Genomic DNA, 25,356 nt, shown 5'->3' with positions numbered 1-25,356 from the left:
GTAAGTGATGACCACCCCGAACGAAAAAGTCGTTGAAGCGCTGCGGGCCTCCCTCAAGGAAACCGAGCGGCTGCGCCGCCGGAACCAGGAGCTCACCGACGCCTCCCGCGAACCGATCGCCATCGTCGGCATGAGCTGCCGGTTCCCCGGCGGAATCAGCTCGCCCGAGGACCTGTGGAAGCTCGTCGAGAGCGGCGGTGACGCCATATCGGGCTTCCCCGCCGACCGCGGCTGGGACGTCGAGTCGCTGTACGATCCGGACCCCGATCACCCCGGCACGACCTACGCCCGCCACGGCGGATTCCTGTACGAGGCCCCCGAGTTCGACGCCTCCTTCTTCGGGATCTCCCCGCGCGAGGCCCTCGCCATGGACCCCCAGCAGCGCCTGCTGCTGGAGACCACCTGGGAGGTCTTCGAACGGGCCGGCATCGACCCGGCGACCCTGCGCGGCAGCCGCGCCGGCGTCTTCGTCGGCGCGTCCGCCAACGCCTACGGCGCCGGCTCGGACGAGCTGCCCGACGGGGTCGAGGGGCACCTCCTCACCGGTACCGCCTCCAGCGTCGTCTCCGGCCGGCTCGCCTACGTCTTCGGTCTGGAGGGTCCCGCCGCCACCGTCGACACGGCCTGCTCGTCCTCTTCCGTCGCCCTGCACATGGCCGTCCAGGCCCTGCGTCAGGGGGAGTGCTCGCTGGCCCTCGCCGCCGGCGTCACCGTCCTCGCCGGCCCGGAGGTCTTCGTCGAGTTCAGCCGCCAGCGCGGACTGTCGGCCGACGGCCGCTGCAAGTCCTTCGCCGAGGCGGCCGACGGCACCGGCTGGTCGGAGGGGGTCGGCGTCCTGCTGGTGGAGCGCCTCTCCGACGCCCGCCGCAACGGACACCGCGTCCTGGCCGTCGTACGGGGTTCGGCCGTCAACCAGGACGGCGCCTCCAACGGACTGACCGCGCCCAACGGCCCCGCCCAGCAGCGCGTCATCCGCCAAGCCCTCGAAAGCGCCCGACTGACCCCCGCCGACGTCGACGCCGTCGAGGCGCACGGCACCGGAACGACGCTGGGCGACCCGATCGAGGCGCAGGCGCTGCTGGCCACGTACGGCCAGGACCGCCCGGCCGACCGGCCGCTGTGGCTGGGCTCCCTGAAGTCGAACCTCGGACACACCCAGAACACCGCCGGCATCGCGGGCATCATCAAGATGGTCATGGCGATGCGGCACGGCGTGCTGCCCAAGACCCTGCACGTGGACCGGCCGACCTCGCACGTCGACTGGTCGGCGGGCGCGGTCTCGCTGCTCACCGAGCAGCGGGCGTGGCCGCAGACCGGCCGCCCGTACCGGGCCGGCGTCTCCGCGTTCGGCGTCAGCGGCACCAACGTGCACACGATCATCGAGCAGGCGTCGGAGGCCGACCGGGCCCCGGAGCGGACCGACGGCGACGCGGGACCGGAGCCGAAGGTCGTGCCCTGGCTCCTGTCGGCCAAGGGCCAGGACGCCCTGCGCGAGCAGGCGGAGCGCCTGCTGGCCCACGCCGGGGAGCACCCCGGGCTGAGCCCGGTCGACGTCGGCCGGTCGCTGGCGGTCGGCAGGACCGCCTTCGAGGACCGCGCGGCGGTCGTGGCCGCGGACCGTGAGGGTCTGCTGGCCGGCCTCGCGGCGCTGGCGGCGGGCGAGGCTCCGGCGGGCGTGGTGAAGGCCTCGCCGGGCGGCGGGAAGGCCGCCTACCTGTTCACCGGGCAGGGCAGCCAGCGCCTGAGCATGGGGCGTGAGCTGTACGAGGCCCACCCGGCCTTCGCGGCGGCCCTCGACGCGGTGTGCGAGCGGATGGGACTGCCGCTGAAGGACGTCCTGTTCGGGGACGACGCGGCGCTGCTGGACCGGACGGAGTACGCGCAGCCGGCCCTGTTCGCGGTCGAGGTGGCGCTGTTCCGGCTGCTGGAGTCGTGGGGGGTGAAGCCGGACTTCCTGTCCGGTCACTCGATCGGTGAGATCGCTGCCGTGCACGTCGCCGGGGTGCTCTCCCTGGACGACGCCTGCGCAATGGTCGCCGCCCGCGGTCGTCTGATGCAGGCGCTGCCGGGTGGTGGCGTGATGATCGCGGTGCAGGCGTCGGAGGACGAGGTCCTGCCGCTGCTGACGGACCGCGTCAGCATCGCGGCCATCAACGGCCCTCAGTCGGTGGTCATCGCCGGTGACGAGGACGCCGCCACGGCCGTCGTGGCCGCCTTCCCCGACCGGAAGAGCAAGCGCCTCACCGTCAGCCACGCGTTCCACTCGCCCCACATGGACGGCATGCTCGACGCGTTCCGTCAGGTCGTGGCGGGGTTGTCCTTCGAGGCCCCCCGCATCCCGGTCGTCTCGAATCTGACCGGCGCCCTCGTCACCGACGAGATGGGTTCCGCCGAGTTCTGGGTGCGGCACGTCCGCGAGGCGGTCCGATTCCTCGACGGCATCCGTGCGCTGGAGGCCGCCGGAGTCACGACGTACGTCGAACTCGGGCCCGACGGCGTGCTGTCTGCCCTCGCCCAGGACTGCGTCACGCAGGACGCCGTCTTCGTCCCCGCGCTCCGCAAGGGCCGCCCCGAGGCGGAGAGCCTCGTCACCGCACTCGCCCGGGCCCACGCCCACGGGACCCGGGTCGACTGGCAGGCCTTCTTCTCCGCCGCCGACGCCCAGCGCGTCGACGACCTGCCCACCTACGCCTTCCAGCGGCAGCGCTACTGGATCGAGCCGGGCACCCGGGCCGGTGACGTGGGCGCGGCCGGGCTCGACGAGGCCGCGCACCCGCTGCTCGGCGCGACCGTCGCGCTCGCCGACTCCGAGGGCTTCGTCTTCACCGCCCTGCTCTCGCCCACCACCCACCCCTGGCTGGTGGACCACCAGGTCATGGGCAGCGTCCTGCTGCCCGGCACGGCCTTCGTCGACCTGGCGATCTGGGCCGGGGACCAGGTCGGCTGCGACGTCGTCGAGGAGCTGACCCTCGAAGCGCCGCTGATCCTGCCCGAACGCGGCGGCGTCCAGCTCCAGATGTACGTGAGCGCGCCCGACGCCGACGGCACGGGCCGACGCGCCTTCGGCCTCTCCTCCCGCCCGAAGGACAGCGCGGCCGACGAGCCCTGGACGCGCCACGCCGGCGGCGTACTGGCCCACGCGCCCGCCTCGGCCCCGCCGCGCTTCGCGCCCGGCCAGTGGCCCCCGGCCGGCGCCGAGCCCCTCGCCACGGACGGCCTCTACGCCGACCTCGCCGAGGTCGGGATGGGCTACGGCCCGGCGTTCCGCGGCCTCACCGCGGCCTGGCGGCAGGGCGACAGCGTCTACGCCGAAGTCACCCTGCCCGAGGAAACCGCCTCCGCGGCACGGAACTTCGGCCTCCACCCCGCCCTGCTGGACGCCGCGCTCCACACGCTGGGCCTCGGCGTCCTGGGCGGCACCGAGGGCGAGGGCCGGCTCCCGTTCGCGTGGAGCGGCGTGACCCTCCACGCCACCGGGGCCGACGCCCTGCGCGTGCGCCTCACGCCCCGGGGGACCGACGGCGTCCGCCTGGAGATCGCGGACTCCACGGGCGGGCCCGTCGCGACCGTCGACTCGCTCGTCCTGCGGGCCGTGTCGGCCGAGCAGGTCCAGGCGGCGCGCACCTCCTACCACGAGTCGGTGTTTTGCGCCGAGTGGACGGCACTGCCCGCCGCCGCGGACGTCCCCGGTACGCCGGCCGACGGCCGGTGGGCCGCTCTGGGCCCCACGGCCCCCGCCGCCCTCCTCCCGGCCGGCCTCCTCCCCACTGCCGACGCGATCCCCGGCTACGCCGACCTGGCCGAGCTGGCGGCGGCCGTCGAGGCCGGAGCGCCCGTACCGGAGGCCGTGTTCGTCGGCTTCGGCCAGGGCGCCGCCGCCGACGCGGACGCCGACGGCCCGGCCACCCCGGAACTCTCCGCCGAGGCCGTGCACCGGGCCACGCACCAGGCCCTCGCCCTCGCCCGCACCTGGCTCGGTGACGAGCCCTTCACCGGCGACCGGTTCGCCGGTACCCGCCTCGTCGTCCTCACCCGGGGCGCCGTCGCGGCCGGCGCCGACGCCGGAAGGGTCTGCGACCCGGTCCACGCGGCCGTCCGGGGCCTGCTGCGCTCCGCGCAGTCCGAGCACCCCGACCGGCTGCTGGTGATCGACACCGACGGCGCGGAGGACTCCGTACGCGCCCTGCCCGCCGCCCTCGCCGCGGGCGAGCCGCAGCTCGCCGTACGCGCCGGCACCCTCCACGCGCTTCGCCTCGCCCGCGTGGCCCGGGAGACCCCCGACCAGCCGAGCGCGGCCGGCTCCGGCCCGGCGTACGCGCCGGAGTCGACCGTGCTGATCACCGGCGCCGGCGGCCTCCTCGGCGGCCTGATCGCCCACCGGCTCGTCGCCGAGCACGGCGTACGGCACCTGCTCCTCGTCGGCCGCCGCGGCGGATCCACTCCCGAGGCACAGCGGCTCGGCGCCGAACTCGCCGCGGAGGGCGCTTCGGTGACCTGGGCCGCCTGCGACGTCGCGGACCGGGACGCGCTGGCGGCCGTACTGGCGGCGATACCCGCCGAGCACCCGCTCGGCGCCGTCATCCACACCGCCGGTGTGCTCGACGACGGCGTGATCACCTCCCTCACCCCCGAGCGCCTGTCGGCCGTCCTGCGGCCCAAGGCCGACGCGGCCGTCAACCTCCACGAACTGACCCGCGACCTCGACCTCTCCGCCTTCGTGCTGTTCTCGTCCATCGGCGGCGTCTTCGGCGGCGCCGGTCAGGGCAACTACGCGGCCGCCAACGTGTTCCTCGACGCGCTCGCCCAGCACCGCCGGTCCCTGGGGCTCCCCGCCACCTCCCTGGCCTGGGCCCTGTGGGCCGACGGCGCGGGCATGGCCGGCAGCCTCACCGACGCCGACATCAGCCGTATGACCCGCGGCGGACTGCCCCCGCTCACCTCTGCAGAGGGCCTCGACCTCTTCGACCTCGCGCACCGGCTCGACGAGGCCGCCCCCGTCCTGATGCGCGTCGACCTCGCCGGGCTGCGCCCGCAGGCCCAGGCCGGCACCCTTTCCCCGCTGCTGCGCGGACTCGTACGGGTGCCCACCCGCCGGCACGCGGGCGGCGCGTCCGCCGTGGCCGGCGCGTCCGGTCTGCGGCAGCGCCTGGCGGGGCTTCCCGCTGCCGAGCAGGACCGTACGCTGCTCGACCTGGTACGCAAGCAGGTCGCCGCGGCCCTGGGCTACCCGGGCGCCGCCGCCGTCGAGCCGGGCCGGTCCTTCAAGGAGCTGGGCTTCGACTCGCTCACCGCCGTCGAACTGCGCAACCTGCTCGGCGAGGCCACCGGCCGCCGGCTGCCCGCCACCCTCGTCTTCGACTACCCGACGGCGACCGCCCTCGCGCAGTACCTCCGCGAGGAGCTGATCGGCGACCTCGCGGCCGACGCGGGCGCCGACGCCGGCCGGGGCGGCCTCCCGGCCCGCCGCCCTGCCGCCGCGACCGCGCGCGCCGCGGACGACGACGACCCGATCGCCGTCGTCGCGATGAGCTGCCGCTTCCCCGGGGGCATCACCTCCCCCGAGGACCTGTGGCGCCTGCTCGCCGAAGGCCGCGACGGCATCACCGCCTTCCCCGCCGACCGCGGCTGGGACCTCGACACCCTCTACAGCGACGACCCCGACCGCGAGGGCACCAGCTACGTCCGCGAGGGCGGCTTCCTCCACGAGGCCGCCGACTTCGACGCCGCCTTCTTCGGGATCTCCCCGCGCGAGGCCCTCGCCATGGACCCGCAGCAGCGGCTCCTCCTGGAGACCACCTGGGAGACCTTCGAGCGCGCCGGCATCGACCCCACCGGCCTGCGCGGCAGCCGCACGGGCGTGTTCATCGGCTCGAACGCCCAGGACTACCTCCAGCTCTGGCTGAACGACGGCGACGGCCTCGAAGGCCACCTCGGCACCGGCAACGCGGCCAGCGTCGTCTCCGGCCGCATCTCCTACTCCTTCGGCCTGGAGGGCCCGGCGGTCACCCTCGACACGGCCTGCTCCTCCTCGCTCGTCACCCTGCACCTCGCGGCCCAGTCGCTTCGCAGGGGCGAGTGCGCGATGGCCCTCGCGGGCGCCGTCACCATCATGTCCACGCCGGGCGCGTTCACCGAGTTCAGCCGCCAGCGCGGGCTCGCCTCGGACGGCCGCATCAAGGCGTTCGCCGCGGCCGCCGACGGCACGATCTGGTCCGAGGGCGTCGGCCTCCTGCTCCTGGAGCGGCTCTCGGACGCCCGCCGCAACGGCCACCCCGTCCTCGCGGTCGTCCGCGGTACGGCGGTCAACCAGGACGGCGCCAGCAACGGACTCACCGCCCCCAACGGCCCCTCGCAGCAGCGCGTCATCCGCGAAGCCCTCGCCGACGCCGGTCTGACCGCCGGGGACGTGGACGCCGTCGAGGCGCACGGCACGGGTACCCGGCTCGGCGACCCGATCGAGGCGCAGGCGCTGCTGGCCACGTACGGGCAGGACCGGCCGGCGGACCGGCCGCTGCTGCTCGGCTCCGTGAAGTCGAACATCGGGCACACGCAGGCCGTGGCCGGTGTCGCCGGTGTGATCAAGATGGTCATGGCGATGCGGAACGGCATACTCCCGCAGACGCTCCACATTGACGAGCCGACCCCCTACGTGGACTGGTCGGCCGGAGACATCGAGCTCCTCACCGCGCAGCGCGCGTGGCCCGAGACCGGGCGCCCGCGCCGGGCGGGCATCTCGTCCTTCGGCTACAGCGGCACCAACGCCCACGCCGTCATCGAGCAGGCACCGCAGCACACGGGCGAACCGGCGCCCGAGACCCCGGCCGGGCCGGGACTCCCGGTGCTGCCGTGGCTCGTCTCCGGCCGCACCGCGTCCGCCCTGCGGGCCCAGGCGGAACGCCTGCACCCGGCCGCGGCCGACGCACTGGCGGAGTCCGGCGCCCGGGGCGCACTCGACCTCGGCCTCTCGCTCGCCACGCACCGCGCCGCGCTGGAACACCGCGCGGTCCTCATCGGCGCACCGTCGGACGGCGAGAGCCTCCTCGGGCGCCTGGCGGCCTTGGCCGCCGGCGAGCAGGTGCCGGGGCTGGTTCGGGGCGCGGTGTCGGGTGGGGGACTGGCCTTCCTGTTCACGGGGCAGGGGAGCCAGCGCCTCGGGATGGGGCGTGAGCTGTACGACGCCTTCCCGGTGTTCGCGGCGGCGCTGGACGAGGTGTGCGAGCGGTTCGACGCGCAGCTTGAACTGCCTCTGAAGGAAGTCCTGTTCGGTGGCGACGCGGCTGTGCTGGATCGTACGGAGTACGCGCAGCCGGCGCTGTTTGCGGTCGAGGTGGCGTTGTTCCGGCTCGTTGAGTCGTGGGGTCTGCGGCCGGACTTCCTGTCCGGGCATTCGATCGGTGAGATCGCTGCCGCGCATGTGGCCGGGGTGTTCTCGTTGGAGGACGCGTGTGTGTTGGTGGCGGCGCGTGGTCGTCTGATGCAGGCGCTGCCGGCCGGCGGTGTGATGATCGCGGTCCAAGCGTCGGAGGACGAGGTCCTGCCGCTGCTGAGCGACCGGGTGAGCATCGCGGCGGTCAACGGCCCGCAGGCCGTTGTGGTCGCGGGTGATGAGGACGTGGCGGTCGCGATCGCGGAGGCGTTCGAGGCGCAGGGCCGCAAGTCCAAGCGGCTGACGGTCAGTCATGCGTTCCACTCGCCGCACATGGACGGCATGTTGGAGGACTTCCGCCGGGTGGTGGAGGGGTTGTCGTTCGAGGCCCCGCGTATTCAGGTCGTGTCCAACCTGACTGGTGCCCTTGTCTCGGATGAGATGGGCTCCGCCGAGTTCTGGATCAGGCACGTCCGTGAGGCGGTCCGCTTCCTCGATGGTGTCCGGGTTTTGGAAGCGGCCGGCGTGACGACGTTCGTGGAGCTGGGCCCGGACGGCGTGCTGTCCGCGCTCGCCCAGGACTGCCTGACCGGTGACGCGGACGTCGCCTTCGTCCCGGTCCTGCGCGCAGGGCGTGGCGAGGCGGAGACGGTGGTCACCGGCGTGGCGCAGGCTCATGTGCGGGGCGTGGAGGTAGACTGGTCCGCCTTCTTCGCCGGTACGGGCGCGGAGCGCGTGAACCTCCCGACGTACGCCTTCCAGCGGCAGCGCTACTGGCCGGAAACGATCCTGTCCGGTGCCGTCGTGGCCGCCGCGCCTGCCGTGGACGCGGTGGACAGCAGGTTCTGGGACGCCGTGGAGCGCGGCGATCTCACCTCGCTGGCGTCCGAACTGGAGGTGGACGGCGACGCACGCTTCAGCGACCTCGTTCCCGCGCTGTCGGCATGGCGTCGGCAGGGCCAGGAGCAGTCCGAGATCGATGGCTGGCGTTACCGGGTGTCGTGGAAGCCGCTGACGGATGCCGTGGGCGCTGGTGCGCGACTGTCCGGGCTGTGGCTGGTGGTGGTTCCTTCCGATGGCGTGGATGACGCGGCTGTGGTGGGTGCGCTGGCCGGGCGCGGTGCTGAGGTCCGCCGGGTTGTCGTTGAGGCTGACGCCGATCGTGCTGGTCTGGCCGGGCTGCTGTCCGATGTGGGTGCCGTCGCCGGTGTGGTGTCGCTGCTGGCTCTGGATGAGGCTGCGGGCGTTGTGACGTCTGCTGGTTTGGTGCAGGCGTTGGGTGATGCTGGGGTGGAGGCGCCGCTGTGGTGCCTGACTCGTGGTGCGGTCAGCGTTGGCAGGTCGGATCGTCTGGTATCGGCGGTTCAGGCTCAGGTCTGGGGTCTGGGCCGTGTGGCTGCCCTTGAGGTTCCCGGGCGCTGGGGCGGTCTGGTTGACCTGCCTGAGGTGTGGGACGAGCGGGCCATGTCCCGCTTGGTGGGTGTGCTGGGCGGTGCTGGTGAGGACCAGGTCGCGGTGCGGTCGTCCGGGGTCTTCGGGCGTCGGCTGGTTCGTGCCGCGAGCGGTGGCGCGGACTCCTGGGCGCCTTCCGAGACTGTTCTGGTGACTGGTGGTACGGGTGCTCTGGGTGGCCGGGTTGCGCGTTGGCTGGCCGGTGCGGGTGTCGAGCGTCTGGTGCTGACCAGCCGTCGTGGTCTTGAGGCTCCGGGTGCTGCTGAGTTGGCGGCTGAGCTGTCCGGGCTGGGTGTTGAGGTGTCGGTCGTGGCGTGTGACGCTTCGGACCGGGATGCTCTGCGTGCGCTGCTGGAGGCCGAGGCCGACACGCTGACGGCGGTCGTGCACACGGCTGGTGTGCTGGATGACGGTGTCCTCGACGCCCTCACCCCCGAGCGTTTCGAGAGTGTGCTGCGGGCGAAGGCGACCTCGGCGCTCAATCTGCACGAGCTGACCGTCGAGCTCGGTATCGAGCTCTCCGCGTTCGTGCTGTTCTCCTCGATGAGCGGCACGATCGGCGCGGCCGGTCAGGCGAACTACGCTGCCGCGAACGCCTACCTGGACGCCCTCGCCGAGCAGCGTCGTGCGGCCGGGCTGGCCGCTACCTCGCTCGCCTGGGGTCCCTGGGCCGACAGCGGTATGGCCGCCGACGAGGCCCTTGAGGCCCGGATGCGCCGGGGCGGTGTCCCGCCCATGAACGCCGATCTTGCGATCACCGCGCTCCGGCAGGCCGTCGGCTCCGAGGATGCGGCGCTGACGATCGTCGACTTCGACTGGGCGAAGTTCGTGCCCGGGTTCACGGCGGTACGCGCCGGCAGGCTGCTCACCGATCTACCGGAGGCCGAAGCCGTCATCCGCGCTTCCGAGCCCACGGGCGCCCGCACCGAGCGTTCGGGTTCGTCGCTCGCCGCGCACCTCCAGAGCATGTCGGACGGCGACCGCGAGCCGTTCCTCCTCGACCTCGTGCGCACGCAGGTCGCCGAGGTCCTCGGGCACTCCGGTGCCCACGACGTCGAGCCGGGACGGGCCTTCCGAGAGATCGGATTCGACTCGCTCACCGCCGTCGAACTCCGCAACCGCCTCGGCGCGGCCACCGAGCTGCGGCTGTCGGCCACGCTCGTCTACGACTACCCGACCCCGGCCGCACTCGCCGCCAACCTGCTCTCCGAACTCCTCGGCACACAGGTCGAGGCGACCGGCCCGGTGGCCACGGCGACCGACGACGACCCCATCGCGATCGTCGCGATGAGCTGCCGTTTCCCCGGCGGGGTGCGCAACCCCGAAGACCTCTGGCAGCTGCTGGCATCTGGCTCCGACGCGATCTCCGACCTTCCCCTCGACCGCGGTTGGGACCTCGACGCCCTGTACGACGCCGACCCGGGCGCGCAGGGCACCTCGTACGCCCGTCAAGGCGGCTTCCTCTACGACGCCGCCGACTTCGACGCCGACTTCTTCGGGATCTCGCCGCGCGAGGCCCTCGCCATGGACCCGCAGCAGCGGCTCCTCCTGGAGACCTCCTGGGAGGCCTTCGAGCGGGCCGGGATCGACCCCGAGACGCTGCGCGGCAGCCAGGCCGGCGTTTTCGTCGGCACCAACGGCCAGGACTACCTCTCCGTCCTCCTGGAGGAACCGGAGGGCCTTGAAGGGCACTTGGGCACGGGCAACGCCGCGAGTGTCGTGTCCGGCCGACTGTCGTACGTGTTCGGGCTCGAAGGCCCGGCGGTGACGATAGACACGGCGTGTTCGTCGTCGCTGGTTTCCCTTCACTGGGCGATCCAGGCCCTGCGCAACGGCGAGTGCTCGCTGGCCCTGGCCGGTGGCGTCACCGTCATGTCGACGCCCGGCACGTTCATCGAGTTCAGCCGCCAGCGCGGTCTGGCCGCAGACGGTCGTATCAAGGCGTTCGCGGCGGCGGCGGACGGTACGGGCTGGGGTGAGGGTGTCGGCATGCTGCTCGTGGAGCGGCTGTCGGACGCGCGCCGCAACGGGCACCCGGTGCTCGCGGTGGTCCGGGGTTCGGCGATCAACCAGGACGGTGCGAGCAACGGCCTGACCGCCCCCAACGGCCCCTCCCAGCAGCGCGTCATCCGACAGGCCCTCGCGAGCGCGGGTCTGTCGGCCGCCGAGGTCGACGCGGTCGAGGCGCACGGCACTGGCACGACCCTCGGTGACCCCATCGAGGCGCAGGCCCTGCTGGCCACGTACGGCCAGGACCGCCCGGCCGACCAGCCGCTGCTGCTGGGCTCCATCAAGTCCAACATCGGGCACACCCAGGCCGCGGCCGGTGTCGCGGGTGTCATCAAGATGGTGTTGGCCATGCAGCACGGGGTGCTGCCGCAGAGCCTCCACATCGACGAGCCGTCGCCGCAGGTGGATTGGGAGGCGGGCGACATCGCCCTGCTCACCGAGCAGCGCGCGTGGCCCGAGACCGGGCGTCCGCGCCGGGCCGGTGTCTCGTCGTTCGGCTTCAGCGGCACCAACGCCCACACGATCATCGAGCAGGCGCCGCTGCCGCAGACGGAGGAAGAGCCCGAGGACGCCGGGTCGGTGGATCCGGGCGTCCGGCCCCTGCCGCTGGTGATCTCGGCGAAGAGCGACGCAGGACTCCGGGCCCAGGCCGACAGCCTGCGCGAGTGGCTGCTCGCGGACCCCGCTTTCCGTCCGGCTGACGTCGGCAGGACGCTGGCGACCGGACGTTCGGCGTTCGGCGAGCGCGCGGCGGTGGTGGCCGCGGACCGTGAGGGTCTGCTGGCCGGCCTCGCGGCGCTGGCGGCGGGCGACACGCCGGCGGGCGTGGTGAAGGGCTCGCCGGCCGGTGGGAAGGTCGCCTTCCTGTTCACGGGGCAGGGCAGCCAGCGCCTCGGGATGGGGCGTGAGCTGTACGACGCCCACCCGGCCTTCGCGGCCGCGCTGGACGCGGTGTGTGCGCGGTTCGACCTCGAACTGCCCCTGAAGGACGTCCTGTTCGGGGACGACGCGGCTGTGCTGGACCGTACGCAGTACACGCAGCCCGCGCTGTTCGCCATCGAGGTGGCGTTGTTCCGGCTCGTGGAGAGCTGGGGCCTGAAGCCGGACTTCCTGTCCGGCCACTCGATCGGCGAGATCGCGGCCGCGCACGTCGCGGGTGTCTTCTCTCTGGACGACGCGTGCACGCTGGTGGCGGCCCGTGGCCGCCTGATGCAGGCACTGCCCGCTGGTGGGGCGATGATCGCCCTCCAGGCATCGGAGGACGAGGTCCTGCCGCTGCTCACCGACCGGGTGAGCATCGCGGCGGTCAACGGCCCGCGGGCCGTTGTGATCGCAGGTGATGAGGACGCGGCGGTCGCGATCGCGGAGTCGTTCGCCGACCGCAAGTCCAAGCGGCTGACCGTCAGCCACGCGTTCCACTCGCCCCACATGGACGGCATGCTCGACGCCTTCCGCGAGGTCGTCGAAGGGCTGTCCTTCGGTGCCCCCCGCATCCCGGTCGTCTCCAACCTGACTGGTGCACTGGTCACCGGCGAGATGGCATCGGCGGAGTTCTGGGTCCGGCACGTCCGCGAGGCGGTCCGCTTCCTCGACGGCATCCGCGCCCTGGAGGGCGCGGGCGTGACGACGTATGTTGAGCTCGGCCCCGACGGTGTTCTCTCGGCTCTCGGCCAGGAGTGCCTCAGCGTCGGCGGGGCGGCGTTCGCTCCCGTCGTACGGAAGGGCCGTCCTGAGACCGAGACGGCGATGGCCGCTCTGGCTCAGAGCCATGTCCGTGGGGTCCCCGTCGACTGGCAGGCGGTCTACGGAACGGGCGCCGTCCGGGTCGACCTGCCGACGTACGCCTTCCAGCGCCGGCGGTACTGGCCGGAGACGGCTCTCGTGCGACGCGGTGACGTGAGCACTCGGTCGGACATCGACGGCTGGCGTTACCGGGTGTCGTGGAAGCCGCTGACCGTGTCGGGCGGGACGCTGGGCGGCGAGTGGCTCGTCGTTGCGCGCGAGGACGAGTCCTTGGCCGCTGGTGTGGTGGATGCGTTGGCCGGCGCTGGGGCTGAGGTCCGCCGGGTTGTCGTTGAGGCTGACGCCGATCGTGCTGCTTTGGCTGGGCTGTTGTCCGGTGCGGGTTCTGTTGCTGGTGTGGTGTCGCTGCTCGCGCTGGACGAGTCGGCCGGGGTCGTCGCGTCTGCTGGTTTGGTGCAGGCGTTGGGTGATGCCGGGGTGGAGGCGCCGCTGTGGTGCCTGACCCGTGGTGCGGTCAGTGTGGGTCGTTCGGATCGGCTGGTGTCGGCCGTCCAGGCTCAGGTGTGGGGTCTCGGGCGTGTGGCCGCTCTGGAGATTCCGGGGCGTTGGGGTGGTCTGGTTGACCTGCCTGAGGTGTGTGACGAGCGGGCCATGTCCCGTCTGGTGGGCGTGCTGGGCGGTGCTGGTGAGGACCAGGTCGCGGTGCGGTCTTCCGGTGTGTTCGGGCGTCGTCTGGTCCGCGCCGCGAGCGGCAACACGGACTCCTGGACGCCTTCCGGGACCGTTCTGGTCACGGGCGGTACGGGTGCTCTGGGTGGCCGGGTCGCGCGTTGGCTGGCCGGTGCGGGTGCCGAACGTCTGGTGCTGACCAGCCGTCGGGGCCTTGACGCTCCGGGTGCCGCCGAACTGGTGGCGGAGTTGGGTGTTGAGGTGTCGGTCGTGGCGTGTGACGCCTCCGACCGTGACGCCCTGCGCGCGCTCCTTGAGGCCGAGGCCGACACGCTGACCGCGGTCGTGCACACGGCCGGGATCCTCGATGACGGAGTCCTCGACGCCCTCACCCCCGAGCGTTTCGAGAGTGTGCTGCGGGCGAAGGCGACGTCGGCGCTCAATCTGCACGAGTTGACCGTCGAGCTCGGTATCGAGCTCTCTGCATTCGTGCTGTTCTCCTCCATGACCGGCACCATCGGTACCGCCGGCCAGGCCAACTACGCCGCCGCGAACGCCTACCTCGACGCCCTCGCTGAGCAGCGTCGTGCTGCAGGGCTGGCCGCTACCTCGATCGCCTGGGGTCCTTGGGCCGAAGGCGGTATGGCCGCCGACGGTGCGCTGGACGCCCGGATGCGGCGGGGTGGCGTGCCGCCCATGAACGCCGAGTCGGCCATCGAGGCCCTTCACCGGGCACTCGGCGCGAACGACACCGTCGTCACCGTCGTGGACGTGGACTGGGGCCGATTCGCCCCCGGCTTCACCGCCGTGCGCCCCAGCAGGCTCCTTGCCGAGCTGCCCGAGGCCCGCAACGCCCTCGCCCCGCGCGCGGGCGACGGCGACGAAGGCCGGACCGGCGACAGGACGCCCGATGGCCGCCACTCCCTCGTACAGCGGCTGGCGGGCCTCTCCGCCGCCGAGCGGGACCGGGCGCTGCTCGATCTCGTGCGCAAGGAGGTCGCCGCGGTCCTCGGCCACGCCGGCGCGGAGAGCGTCGGCGCGGGACGGGCGTTCAAGGAGCTCGGTTTCGACTCCCTAACGGCTGTCGAGCTGCGCAACCGCCTGGGTGCGGCCACCGGGCTCCGGCTCCCGGCCACGCTGATCTACGACTACCCGACCTCCGCCGACCTGGCGGAGCACCTGCTCGGCGAACTGCTCGGCACGGAGGCCGAGGTGGCCGGCCTCGCCCCGGTGGCGATGGCCGTGGACGACGACCCAATCGCGATCGTCGCGATGAGCTGCCGCTTCCCCGGCGGTGTCCGCACCCCCGAGGACCTCTGGCAGCTGCTGGCCACCGGCGGCGACGCCATCGGCGAGTTCCCGGCCGACCGCGGCTGGGACGCCGAGTCACTGTTCGGGCCGCGGTCCGAGCAGGACACCTCGTACGCCCGTGAGGGTGGCTTCCTCTACGACGTCGCGCAGTTCGACCCCGGTTTCTTCGGGATCTCGCCGCGCGAGGCCCTTGCCATGGACCCGCAGCAGCGGCTCCTCCTGGAGACCTCCTGGGAGGCCTTCGAGCGGGCGGGCATCGACCCGTCGTCGATGCGCGGTGCGCAGGCCGGCGTGTTCGTCGGGACGAACGGCCAGGACTACCTGTCGCTCGTGCTCAACTCAGCCGACGGCGGCGACGGGTTCATGAGCACCGGCAACTCCGCGAGCGTCGTCTCCGGGCGGCTCTCCTACGTGTTCGGTCTCGAAGGCCCGGCCGTCACTGTCGACACCGCGTGCTCGGCGTCGCTCGTGGCCCTGCACCTCGCGGTGCAGGCGCTCCGGAGCGGCGAGTGCTCGATCGCTCTCGCCGGCGGTGTCACCGTGATGTCCACGCCGGGCGCGTTCGTCGAGTTCAGCCGGCAGGGCGGGCTCGCCGCCGACGGCCGTATCAAGGCATTCGCGGCGGCGGCGGACGGTACGGGCTGGGGTGAAGGTGTCGGCATGCTGCTCGTGGAGCGGCTGTCGGACGCCCGGCGCAACGGGCACCCGGTCCTGGCCGTGGTCCGTGGCTCCGCCGTCAACCAGGACGGTGCGAGCAACGGCCTGACCGCCCCCAACGGCCCCTCCCAGCAGCGCGTCATCCGCCAGGCGCTCGCGAGCGCGGGTCTGTCGGCCGCCGAGGTCGACGCGGTGGAGGCACACGGGACGGGTACCCGTCTCGGCGACCCGATCGAGGCCCAGGCATTGCTGGCAACGTACGGCCAGGACCGGCCGGACGACCAGCCGCTCCTGCTCGGCTCCATCAAGTCCAACATCGGTCACACGCAGGCCGCCGCCGGTGTGGCGGGCGTCATCAAGATGGTGCTCGCGATGCAGCACGGGGTGCTCCCGCAGACCCTGCACGTGGACGGGCCCACCCCGCACGTCGACTGGACGGCGGGCGATGTCGCCCTCCTGACCGAGCAGCGCGCATGGCCCGAGACCGGCCGTCCGCGCCGGGCCGGCATCTCCTCCTTCGGCGTGAGCGGTACGAACGCGCACACGATCCTGGAGCAGGCGCCGGAGGTCCCCGAGACGGTGGAGGCCGCGAGCCCCGGCACATGGCCGTGGACCCTGTCGGGCAGGACCGGAGCCGCCCTGCGTGACCAGGCGGCCCGACTCCTGGCCCGCCTCGCCGGGGACGGCGAGCCGCGTCCGGTGGACGTCGGCCACTCGCTCGCGACCGGCCGGGCGCTGTTCGACCACCGGGCCGTGCTCGTGGCGGGGGAGTGGGAGGAGTACCGCGAGGCGCTGACCGCGCTGGCTGCGGGCGACTCCGCCGCCGCACTCACCCGTGGCGTGGCGAGCGCCGAACAGCAGGTGGCGTTCCTGTTCACCGGGCAGGGCAGCCAGCGGCTCGGGATGGGCCGCGAACTGCACGACGCCTACCCGGTGTTCGCGGACGTGCTGGACGCGATCTGCGCCCACATGGACGCGCACCTCGAACTGCCGCTGAAGCACGCGCTGTTCGACGCGGAAGCGGAGCTGCTGGACCGGACGGAGTACACCCAGCCGGCCCTGTTCGCGGTCGAGGTGGCGCTGTTCCGGCTCGTGGAGAGCTGGGGTCTGCGGCCGGACTTCCTGTCCGGGCACTCGATCGGTGAGATCGCCGCCGCGCACGTCGCCGGGGTGTTCTCGCTGGAGGACGCCTGCACGCTGGTCGCGGCCCGGGGCCGTCTGATGCAGGAACTGCCGGGTGGCGGCGTGATGATCGCCGTCCAGGCCTCGGAGGACGAGGTCCTGCCGCTGCTGACGGACCGGGTGAGCATCGCGGCGGTCAACGGTCCGCAGTCGGTCGTGGTGGCCGGTGACGAGGATGCGGCGACCGCGGTCGCGGCCGCCTTCCCCGACCGCAAGTCCAAGCGGCTCACCGTGAGCCACGCGTTCCACTCGCCGCACATGGACGGCATGCTGGCCGACTTCCGCAAGGTGGCCGAGGGGATCACGTACGACAGCCCCCGCATCCCGGTCGTCTCCAACCTGACCGGCGCCCTCGTCACCGACGAGATGGCCTCCGCCGACTTCTGGGTCCGCCACGTCCGCGACGCGGTCCGCTTCCTCGACGGCATCCGCGCCCTCGAAGCCGCCGGGGTCACGACGTACGTCGAGATCGGCCCCGACGGGGTGCTCTCCGCCCTCGCCCAGGACTGCGTGACGGCGGACGCCACGTTCGTACCCCTGCTCCGCAAGGGCCGGGCCGAAGCCGAGACGCTCGTCACCGCCCTCGGGCGGGCCCACGTCCACGGCGTCAGCGTCGACTGGCCGGCCTTCTACTCCGGTTCCGGCGCCCGGCGCGTCGACCTGCCCACGTACGCCTTCCAGCACGAGCGCTACTGGGTCGACTCGTTCGTCGCGCCGGAGGACGCCCTTTCGCTCGGTGTCGAGTCGGCCGGGCACCCCCTACTCGGCGCGGCGGTCGAGCTGCCGGACACGGGCGGGTTCCTGTTCACCGGCCGGCTCTCCCGCCGTACGCACCCGTGGCTGGCCGATCACGTCGTGGCCGACTCGGTGGTCGTGCCCGGCGCGGCCTTCGTCGAACTGGCCCTGCGGGCCGGGGACGAGGCCGGATGCGGGCAGGTGCGGGAGCTGGCCCTGGAGGCGCCGCTCGTGCTCCCCGAGGACGGGGCCGTACAGCTCCGGCTCACCGTGGGCGGCGCGGACGACGACGGACGCCGCTCCGTGCAGGTGCACAGCCGTCCGGAGGCGACCGACGGCGACGGCCCGGGCGGCGCGGCCTGGTCACGGCACGCCACCGGGTTCCTCACGGCGACCGGTGAAACGGCCGCCGCCGACGCCACCGGGCCGTGGCCGCCCACCGGCGCCGAGGAGGTCTCCGCCGAGGCGGTCTACGACCGGCTCACGGCGTCCGGGCTCCACCACGGGCCCGCTCTGAAGACCCTGACCCGGGTCTGGGTGCGGGGCGAGGAGGTCTTCGCGCAGGCACGGCTGTCCGGTGAACCGCACGCCCCGGCGGGCGGGTTCGCCCTTCACCCGGCGCTGCTCGACACCGCCGTGCAGGCGCTGGCGGCGGCGGGCGCCGCCGGCCGCGAGCCGCTGGCCTGGCACGGAGTACGGCTGCACGCGGCCGGAGCGGACGCGCTGCGCCTGCGGATCACCCCCGACGGCACGGACACCGTGTCCGTCGAGCTGGCCGACGAGCAGGGCGCGCCCGTCGCGTCGGTCGAGGCCCTGGTGACCCGGGACATCGACGTCGAGCGGTTCACGGTCGCTCCGGAAGGCGCGCACGACGCGCTGTTCCGGCTGGACTGGGTCCGTACGCCGGTGCCGGGCCGGCCGGCCGCCGCGACCCTGGTGGTCATCGGCGACGCCGACGGTGGCGCCGCCGCCGGCAAGTCGCTCCTCGCCGCCGCCCTCGGGGGCGCGGGCGTTCCCGTCGCGACGTACGAGGACCTCGCCGCGCTCGACGAGGCCGTCACGGCCGGCCGGCAGTCGGTGCCCGACACCGTGGTCGTGCCGTTCATGACGGCCACCGGCACCACGGCCGAGCAGGCCGGCGCCCTCCTCGCGCAGGAGGTGCGCGACGTGACGCACCGGGCGCTCGCGACCGTGCAGGGCTGGCTGGACAACGGCCGGTTCGCCGGCGCGCGCCTGGCCTTCGTCACCAGGGGCGCCGTGGCCGCCCACACCGACACCGAGGCCGGCGACCTCGCCCACGCCCCGGTGTGGGGCCTGCTGCGAGCCGCGCAGACCGAGCACCCCGACCGGTTCGTCCTCGTCGACCTCGATGACGCGGACGTCTCCGGCCGGGCCCTCGCGGGCGCCCTCGCGTCCGACGAACCCGAACTGGCCGTACGGGGCGGGGCGCTGTACGCACCCCGTCTCGCCCGGGTCGGCGCCCAGGCGCCGGCCGACGGCGACGCCGTGTCCCGTATCGACACGCGCGGTACCGTCCTGGTCACCGGGGCGGGCGGCGGACTCGCCGGTCTCCTCGCCCGCCACCTGGTCGCCGAACACGGGGTACGGCACCTGCTGCTCACGGGCCGCAGGGGCGCCGACACCGACACCGCCGCCGAACTCACCGCGCAGCTCGGCGCGCTGGGTGCCCAGGTCACGTGGGCGGCGTGCGACGTCGCCGACCGGGACGCGCTGGCCGCGCTGCTGGCCTCCGTACCGGCCGAGCGTCCGCTGACGGCGGTCGTGCACACCGCGGCCGTCCTGGACGACGGCGTCGTGGACCTGCTCACCCCCGAGCGGGTGGACCGGGTCCTGCGGCCCAAGGTCGACGGAGCGCTCCACCTGCACGAGCTGACGCGGCACCTCGACCTGTCGGCGTTCGTCCTCTTCTCCGCCGCCGCCGGTACCCTCGGCGGCGCGGGTCAGGCCAACTACGCGGCGGCGAACGTCTTCCTCGACGCCCTCGCCCGGCACCGGCGGGCCCACGGCCTCACCGCGCTGTCCCTGGTGTGGGGCATGTGGGCCGAGGAACGCGGCATGGCGGGCCGGCTCACCGAGGCGGAGCGGGCACGCGCCGCGCGCGGCGGTGTCGCACCGCTGTCGGCGCGGGAGGGCCTGGCGCTCTTCGACCTGGCCCTCGCGGCGGACGACGAGCCGGTCCTGCTGCCGGTCGGGATCGACCTGCCGACCCTGCGGGCCCGGGCCGCGGACGGCGGCATCCTGCCGATGTTCCGCGGTCTGGTCCGGACCCCGGTGCGGCAGCGGCGGGCGGCGGCCACGGCACCCGGCGCGCACCGTGCCGAGGAGGCCGCCGCGGCCACCGGGGCGGGCGAGCTGACACTGGCGCAGCGGCTGGCCGAGCTGTCGGCCGCCGAACGGGAGCGGACCGTACTGAACCTGGTACGGGGCCAGGTGGCCGCCGTCCTCGGGTACAAGTCGGCGGAACACGTCGGCGAGGAGCAGGCGTTCAAGGAGCTGGGCTTCGACTCGCTGACCGCGGTCGAACTGCGCAACCGACTCGGCGCGGCCGCCGGGCTCCGACTGCCGGCCACCCTCGTCTACGACTACCCGAACCCGGCCGCCCTCGCCCGGCAGTTGCTGAGCGAGGTCGCCCCCGAGGGCACGGGCGGGCGCAAGCTCTCCGTACTGGAGGAACTCGACCGCCTGGAGAGCACCTTCGCCTCGCTCGACCCGACGGAACTGTCCGACGCGGCCGGCGACGACGCGGCCCACGCACGCGTCGCGGTGCGCCTGCAGACGCTGCTGGCGCAGTGGAACGACGCCCGCCGGACGGAAGGCGACAGCGGGGCCGACGCGATCGAGGACGCGAGCGACGACGAACTGTTCGCCCTCATCGACAAGAAGTTCGGCCAGGGCTGAACCCCAGCCACCCCCAGGCCGTACCGCCGGAACCCCTGTTCCGGCGGTACGGCCACCGGCTTCCCGAATTTCCTCAAATATCCTCGGGTTCCCCTGACTCCCCTGAACTCCCCTGAACTCCCCTGAATTCTCTTGAGTCCTCCACGGTCTCGATCACGCGAATAGGTGAAGCGCCAGTGGCGAACGAAGCAAAGCTCCGCGAATACCTCAAGAAGGTCACGACGGATCTCGATGAGGCGTACGGACGTCTTCGGGACATCGAGAGCCAGGCACACGAGCCCATCGCCATCACGGCCATGAGTTGCCGTTTCCCCGGAGGCGTGAGCTCCCCCGAAGAACTGTGGGACCTGCTGGCCACCGGCGGCGACGCCCTCACCGAATTCCCCACGGACCGCGGCTGGGACCTGGACCACCTCTTCTCCGACGACCCCGACGACCAGGGCACCTCGACCACCCGCGAGGGCGGGTTCCTCAGCGCCGCCTCCGCGTTCGACGCCCACTTCTTCGGGATCTCCCCGCGCGAGGCCATGGCTATGGACCCGCAGCAGCGGCTGCTGCTGGAGACCTCCTGGGAGGCGTTCGAGCGGGCCGGCATCGACCCGAACCTGTTGCGCGGCAGCCAGTGCGGCGTGTTCGTCGGCATGAACGGCTCGGACTACCTCACCCCGCTCCTGGAGGCGGCCGAGGACTACGCCGGCCACCTCGGCACCGGCAACGCCTCCAGCGTGCTGTCCGGGCGGCTCTCCTACACCTTCGGCCTCGAAGGCCCCGCCGTCACCGTCGACACCGCCTGCTCGGCCTCGCTCGTCGCCCTCCACCTCGCGGTGCAGGCGCTGCGGGCCGGGGAATGCTCGCTGGCCGTCGCGGGCGGCGTGCACGTGATGTCCACCCCCGGGCTCTTCGTGGAGTTCAGCAAGCAGCGCGGACTGTCCTCGGACGGCCGCTGCAAGGCGTTCGCGGCGGGAGCCGACGGCTTCGGCCCGGCCGAGGGCGTGGGCGTCCTGCTGCTGGAGCGGCTCTCCGACGCGCGCAAGAACGGGCGTCCGGTGCTGGCCGTGGTCCGGGGCTCCGCGATCAACCAGGACGGTGCGAGCAACGGCCTGACCGCGCCGAACGGCCCCTCCCAGCAGCGCGTGATCCGCCAGGCCCTGGCCAACGCCCGGCTGTCCGCCGATCAGGTGGACGTGGTGGAGGCCCACGGCACGGGCACGTCGCTGGGCGACCCGATCGAGGCGCAGGCGCTGCTGGCCACCTACGGGCAGGACCGCCCGGCGGAGCAGCCGCTGCTGCTGGGGTCGGTGAAGTCGAACATCGGTCACACGCAGGCTGCGGCCGGCGTGGCCGGTGTGATCAAGATGGTGCTGGCCATGCGGCACGGGGTGCTCCCGCAGAGCCTCCACATCGACGAGCCGTCGCCCCACGTGGACTGGGAGTCCGGCACGGTCGCGCTGCTCACGGAGCAGACGGCATGGCCCGAGACGACGCACCCGCGTCGTGCGGGTGTGTCGTCGTTCGGGTTCAGTGGGACGAACGCGCATGTGATCGTGGAGCAGGCGCCGGAGGCGGTCGCGGATGCGGCTGGGCCGGTTGCGGGCTCTGGGATGCCGGTGGTGCCGTGGGTGCTGTCGGGTAAGAGTGCGGGGGCGTTGCGGGGGCAGGCGGAGCGGCTCGCTGGTTGGCTGGCGGGTGTGCCGGGTGTGGATCCGGTGGATGTGGGTTGGTCGTTGGCGTCGACGCGTGCGGGGTTGGATCACCGGGCGGTGGTGCTGGGTGATCACGCGGCTGGTGTGGCGGCGGTGGCGTCGGGTTCGCTGGCGGCTGGTGTGGTGTCGGGGTCGGTGGTCGGTGGCAAGACGGCGTTCGTGTTCCCCGGACAGGGCTCGCAGTGGCTGGGCATGGCGGCGGGGTTGCTTGATGCCTCACCCGTGTTCGCCGCGCGGGTGGGGGAGTGTGCGAAGGCGCTGGAGCCTTTCACCGACTGGTCGTTGACCGACGTTCTGCGTGGTGTCGAGGGTGCGCCTTCCCTTGATCGGGTGGATGTGGTGCAGCCGGCGCTGTTCGCGGTGATGGTGTCGTTGGCGGAGGTGTGGCGTGCGGCGGGTGTGCGTCCGGGTGCGGTGATCGGGCATTCGCAGGGTGAGATCGCGGCGGCGTGTGTGGCCGGGATCCTGTCTCTGGAGGATGCGGCGCGTGTGGTGGCTCTGCGGAGTCAGGCGATCGGCCGTGTGCTGGCGGGTCTGGGCGGCATGGTGTCCGTTCCGCTGCCGGCGAAGGAGGTGCGTGAGCGGATCGCGCCGTGGGGTGAGGAGCGGATCTCCGTCGCTGCCGTCAACGGCCCCTCCTCGGTCGTGGTTTCCGGTGAGGTCCAGGCCCTGGACGAGCTTCTGGCCTCTTGTGAGGCGGATGGTGTTCGTGCCAAGCGGATCGCCGTGGACTACGCCTCCCACTCCGCCCAGGTGGAGCTCCTCCGCGAGGAGCTCGACACTCTCCTCGCCCCGATCGTCCCGCAGGCCGCGGAGGTTCCGTTCCTCTCCACGGTCACCGGGGAGTGGGTCAGCGGTACCGAGCTGGATGCCGGTTACTGGTTCCGCAACCTGCGTCAGACCGTCGAGCTGGAGCAGGCCACCCGCACCCTCCTCGAGCAGGGTTTCGGTGTGTTTATCGAGTCGAGTCCGCATCCGGTGTTGACGGTCGGCATGCAGGAGACTGTCGAGGACGCCGGCCGCGAAGCTGCGATCCTGGGCTCCCTGCGGCGCAACGAAGGCGGCCTGGAGCGTTTCTGGCTCTCCCTCGGCGAGGCCTATGTCCGTGGCGTGGCCGTGGACTGGGACGCCGTCTTCGCGGGCACCGGCGCTCAGCGCGTGGACCTCCCCACCTACGCTTTCCAGGCGCAGCGGTTCTGGCCCGAGGCGGCACCGGTCGAAGCCGGTGAGCTGACCGGCGGGAGCGTGATCGACGCCCGCTTCTGGGACGCCGTCGAACGTGAGGACGTCACGGCCCTGGCCGAGGCCCTGGCTTTCGACACCCCCGACGCCATCCATTCGCTGGGCACGGTCCTGCCCGGCCTGTCCTCCTGGCGGAGGCAGAGCCGTGAGCAGTCCACGGTCGACGGCTGGCGCTACCGGGTCACGTGGAAGCCGCAGGCCGATGTCGCGTCCAAGCCCCCGCTCTCGGGGTCCTGGCTCGTGGTCGTGCCCGAGGCCGGGGCGGGTGACACGGCCGCCGCTGTCCTTCGTACGCTCGCCGACCGTGGCGCGGAGGTCCGTACCGTCACCGTGGCCGCCGATGCGGCCGGCCGGGACGCGCTGACCGCTGCCCTGAAGGCCGTCACGGACGGGGTTCCCGCCCCCGCCGGGGTGCTGTCCCTCCTCGCCCTCGGCGACGACGGCGCCTTTGCCGCCGGGCTCGCGCTCTCCCAGGCCCTCGGCGACGCCGAGGTGGCCGCGCCGCTGTGGTGCGTCACCCGGGGCGCGGTCGCCGCCGGGCGGACCGACCGGATCGCGGACCCGGACCAGGCGCTCATCTGGGGCCTCGGCCGCGTCGCCTCCATGGAGCAGGGGGGCCGTTGGGGCGGCCTGATCGACCTGCCCGGCACCGAACACGACGTGGACGACCGGACCCTCGACCGGCTGGCCGGCGTCCTCGCCGGGGATGCCGCCGAGGACCAGGTGGCCCTGCGGGCCTCGGGGCTCCTCGTACGACGTCTCGTGCGGGCCCGGCTGGCCGAGACCCCGGCGGTGCGTGAGTGGCGTCCGGCCGGGACGACGCTGGTCACAGGTGGTACGGGCGTCGTCGGCGCGCAGGTGGCGCGCTGGCTGGCCGAGAACGGCGCCGAGCACCTGCTGCTCGCCAGCCGTCGCGGGGCCGACGCGCCCGGCGCGGACGGGCTGCGCGACGAACTGACGGCCCTCGGCGCCCGGGTCACGCTCGCCGCCTGCGACGTCAGCGACCGCGACGCCCTCGCCGACCTCCTCGCCTCCGTCCCCGCCGACCAGCCGCTCACCGCGGTGATCCACGCCGCGGCGGTCGTCGACGACGGGGTCATCGAGACGCTCGAGCCCGAGCAGGTGGCCGCCGTGCTGCGGGTCAAGGTGGACGCGACGCGGCACCTGCACGAGCTGACCCGCGACCTCGACCTGTCCGCGTTCGTCCTCTTCTCCTCCTTCGCCGCCACCTTCGGCGCCCCCGGCCAGGGCAACCAGGCACCCGGCAACGCGTTCCTCGACGCCTTCGCCGAGTACCGGCGCGCCGCCGGGCTGCCCGCCACCTCCCTCGCCTGGGGCCCCTGGGGCAGCGCGGCCGGGGACGACAGCGCGGCGGGCGATCGGATGCGCCGCCACGGCATCATCTCGATGGCGCCCGAGCGGACGCTGGCATCGCTGCGGCACGCCCTGGACCGCGACGAGACCACGCTGACCCTGGTCGACATGGACTGGAAGCGGTTCACGCTCGCCTTCACCGCCGACCGGCCGCGGCCGCTGCTCCTGGAGCTCCCCGAGGCCCGGCTGGTCATCGAGAGCGCGGAACGGGAGTCCACAGAGGACCTGGCCGGGGGAGTGCCGCTCAGCACGCAGCTCGCCGGGCTGCCCGACGTCGAGCAGGAGCGCCTGCTGCTCGACCTGGTCCGTACGGCCGTGGCAGCCGTCCTCGGGCACGCCGACCTCACGGCCGTCGAGGCCGGCCGGGCCTTCAAGGAGCTGGGCTTCGACTCCCTCACCTCCGTCGAGCTGCGCAACCGCCTGGGCGCGGTGAGCGGCCTGAAGCTGCCGGCCAGCCTGGTCTTCGACCACCCCACCCCCGCCGCCGTCGCCGCATTCCTGCGCGCCGGGATCGTGCCCGACGCCGTGGCGGGAGGGGCCCCGCTGCTGTTGGAGCTCGACAAGCTGGAGGCCGTACTCGAACGCGGCACCGCCGACAACGTCGTACGGGCCCGGGTGACGATGCGGCTCCAATCGCTGCTGGCCAAGTGGAACGACAGTGACGACCCGGCCGGGCGGCTCTCCGGCACGACCGCCGCGGACGGCCCCGCAACCGGCATCGGCTCCGACGGCGCGGCCGGCGCACCGGACGCCGCCCGCGACGAGGCGGAGCAGCTCCAGGACGCCAGCGACGAGGAGCTTTTCGCGTTCATCAACGAGGGCCTCGGACGTTATTGACGGCTTGCCGATTATTGGTGAAGATGGCCCGTCCCCTGATTAATTGACCGGGGGTTAACTGCCCCCTATGTACTCCTCCACCCAGGGGTGCGTAGGGGGCAGTTAGGGGTTGTAGGGGAGATTGAACCGGAAATAGCCTGCCACCGAGCAGTCGCT

At 73.2% G+C, this 25,356-nt stretch carries 1 protein-coding gene and 1 pseudogene; both read left to right on the top strand.

Annotated elements, in window-relative coordinates; all coding sequences use genetic code 11:
• The first annotated feature begins 7 nt into the window (after positions 1-7).
• Positions 8-20,044, top strand: a complete 20,037-nt coding sequence (locus OG386_RS02310) for a type I polyketide synthase (RefSeq protein ID WP_443053066.1) — start codon at positions 8-10, stop codon at positions 20,042-20,044.
• 188 nt (positions 20,045-20,232) lie between these two features.
• Positions 20,233-25,200 (top strand): annotated as a pseudogene (locus OG386_RS02305) (type I polyketide synthase); the annotation flags it as partial.
• Between the last annotated feature and the right edge of the window lie 156 nt (positions 25,201-25,356).

It is taken from the genome of Streptomyces sp. NBC_00273 (genome assembly GCF_036178145.1).
GTDB lineage: Bacteria > Actinomycetota > Actinomycetes > Streptomycetales > Streptomycetaceae > Streptomyces.
This window is presented reverse-complemented; position numbering and strand designations above follow the sequence as displayed.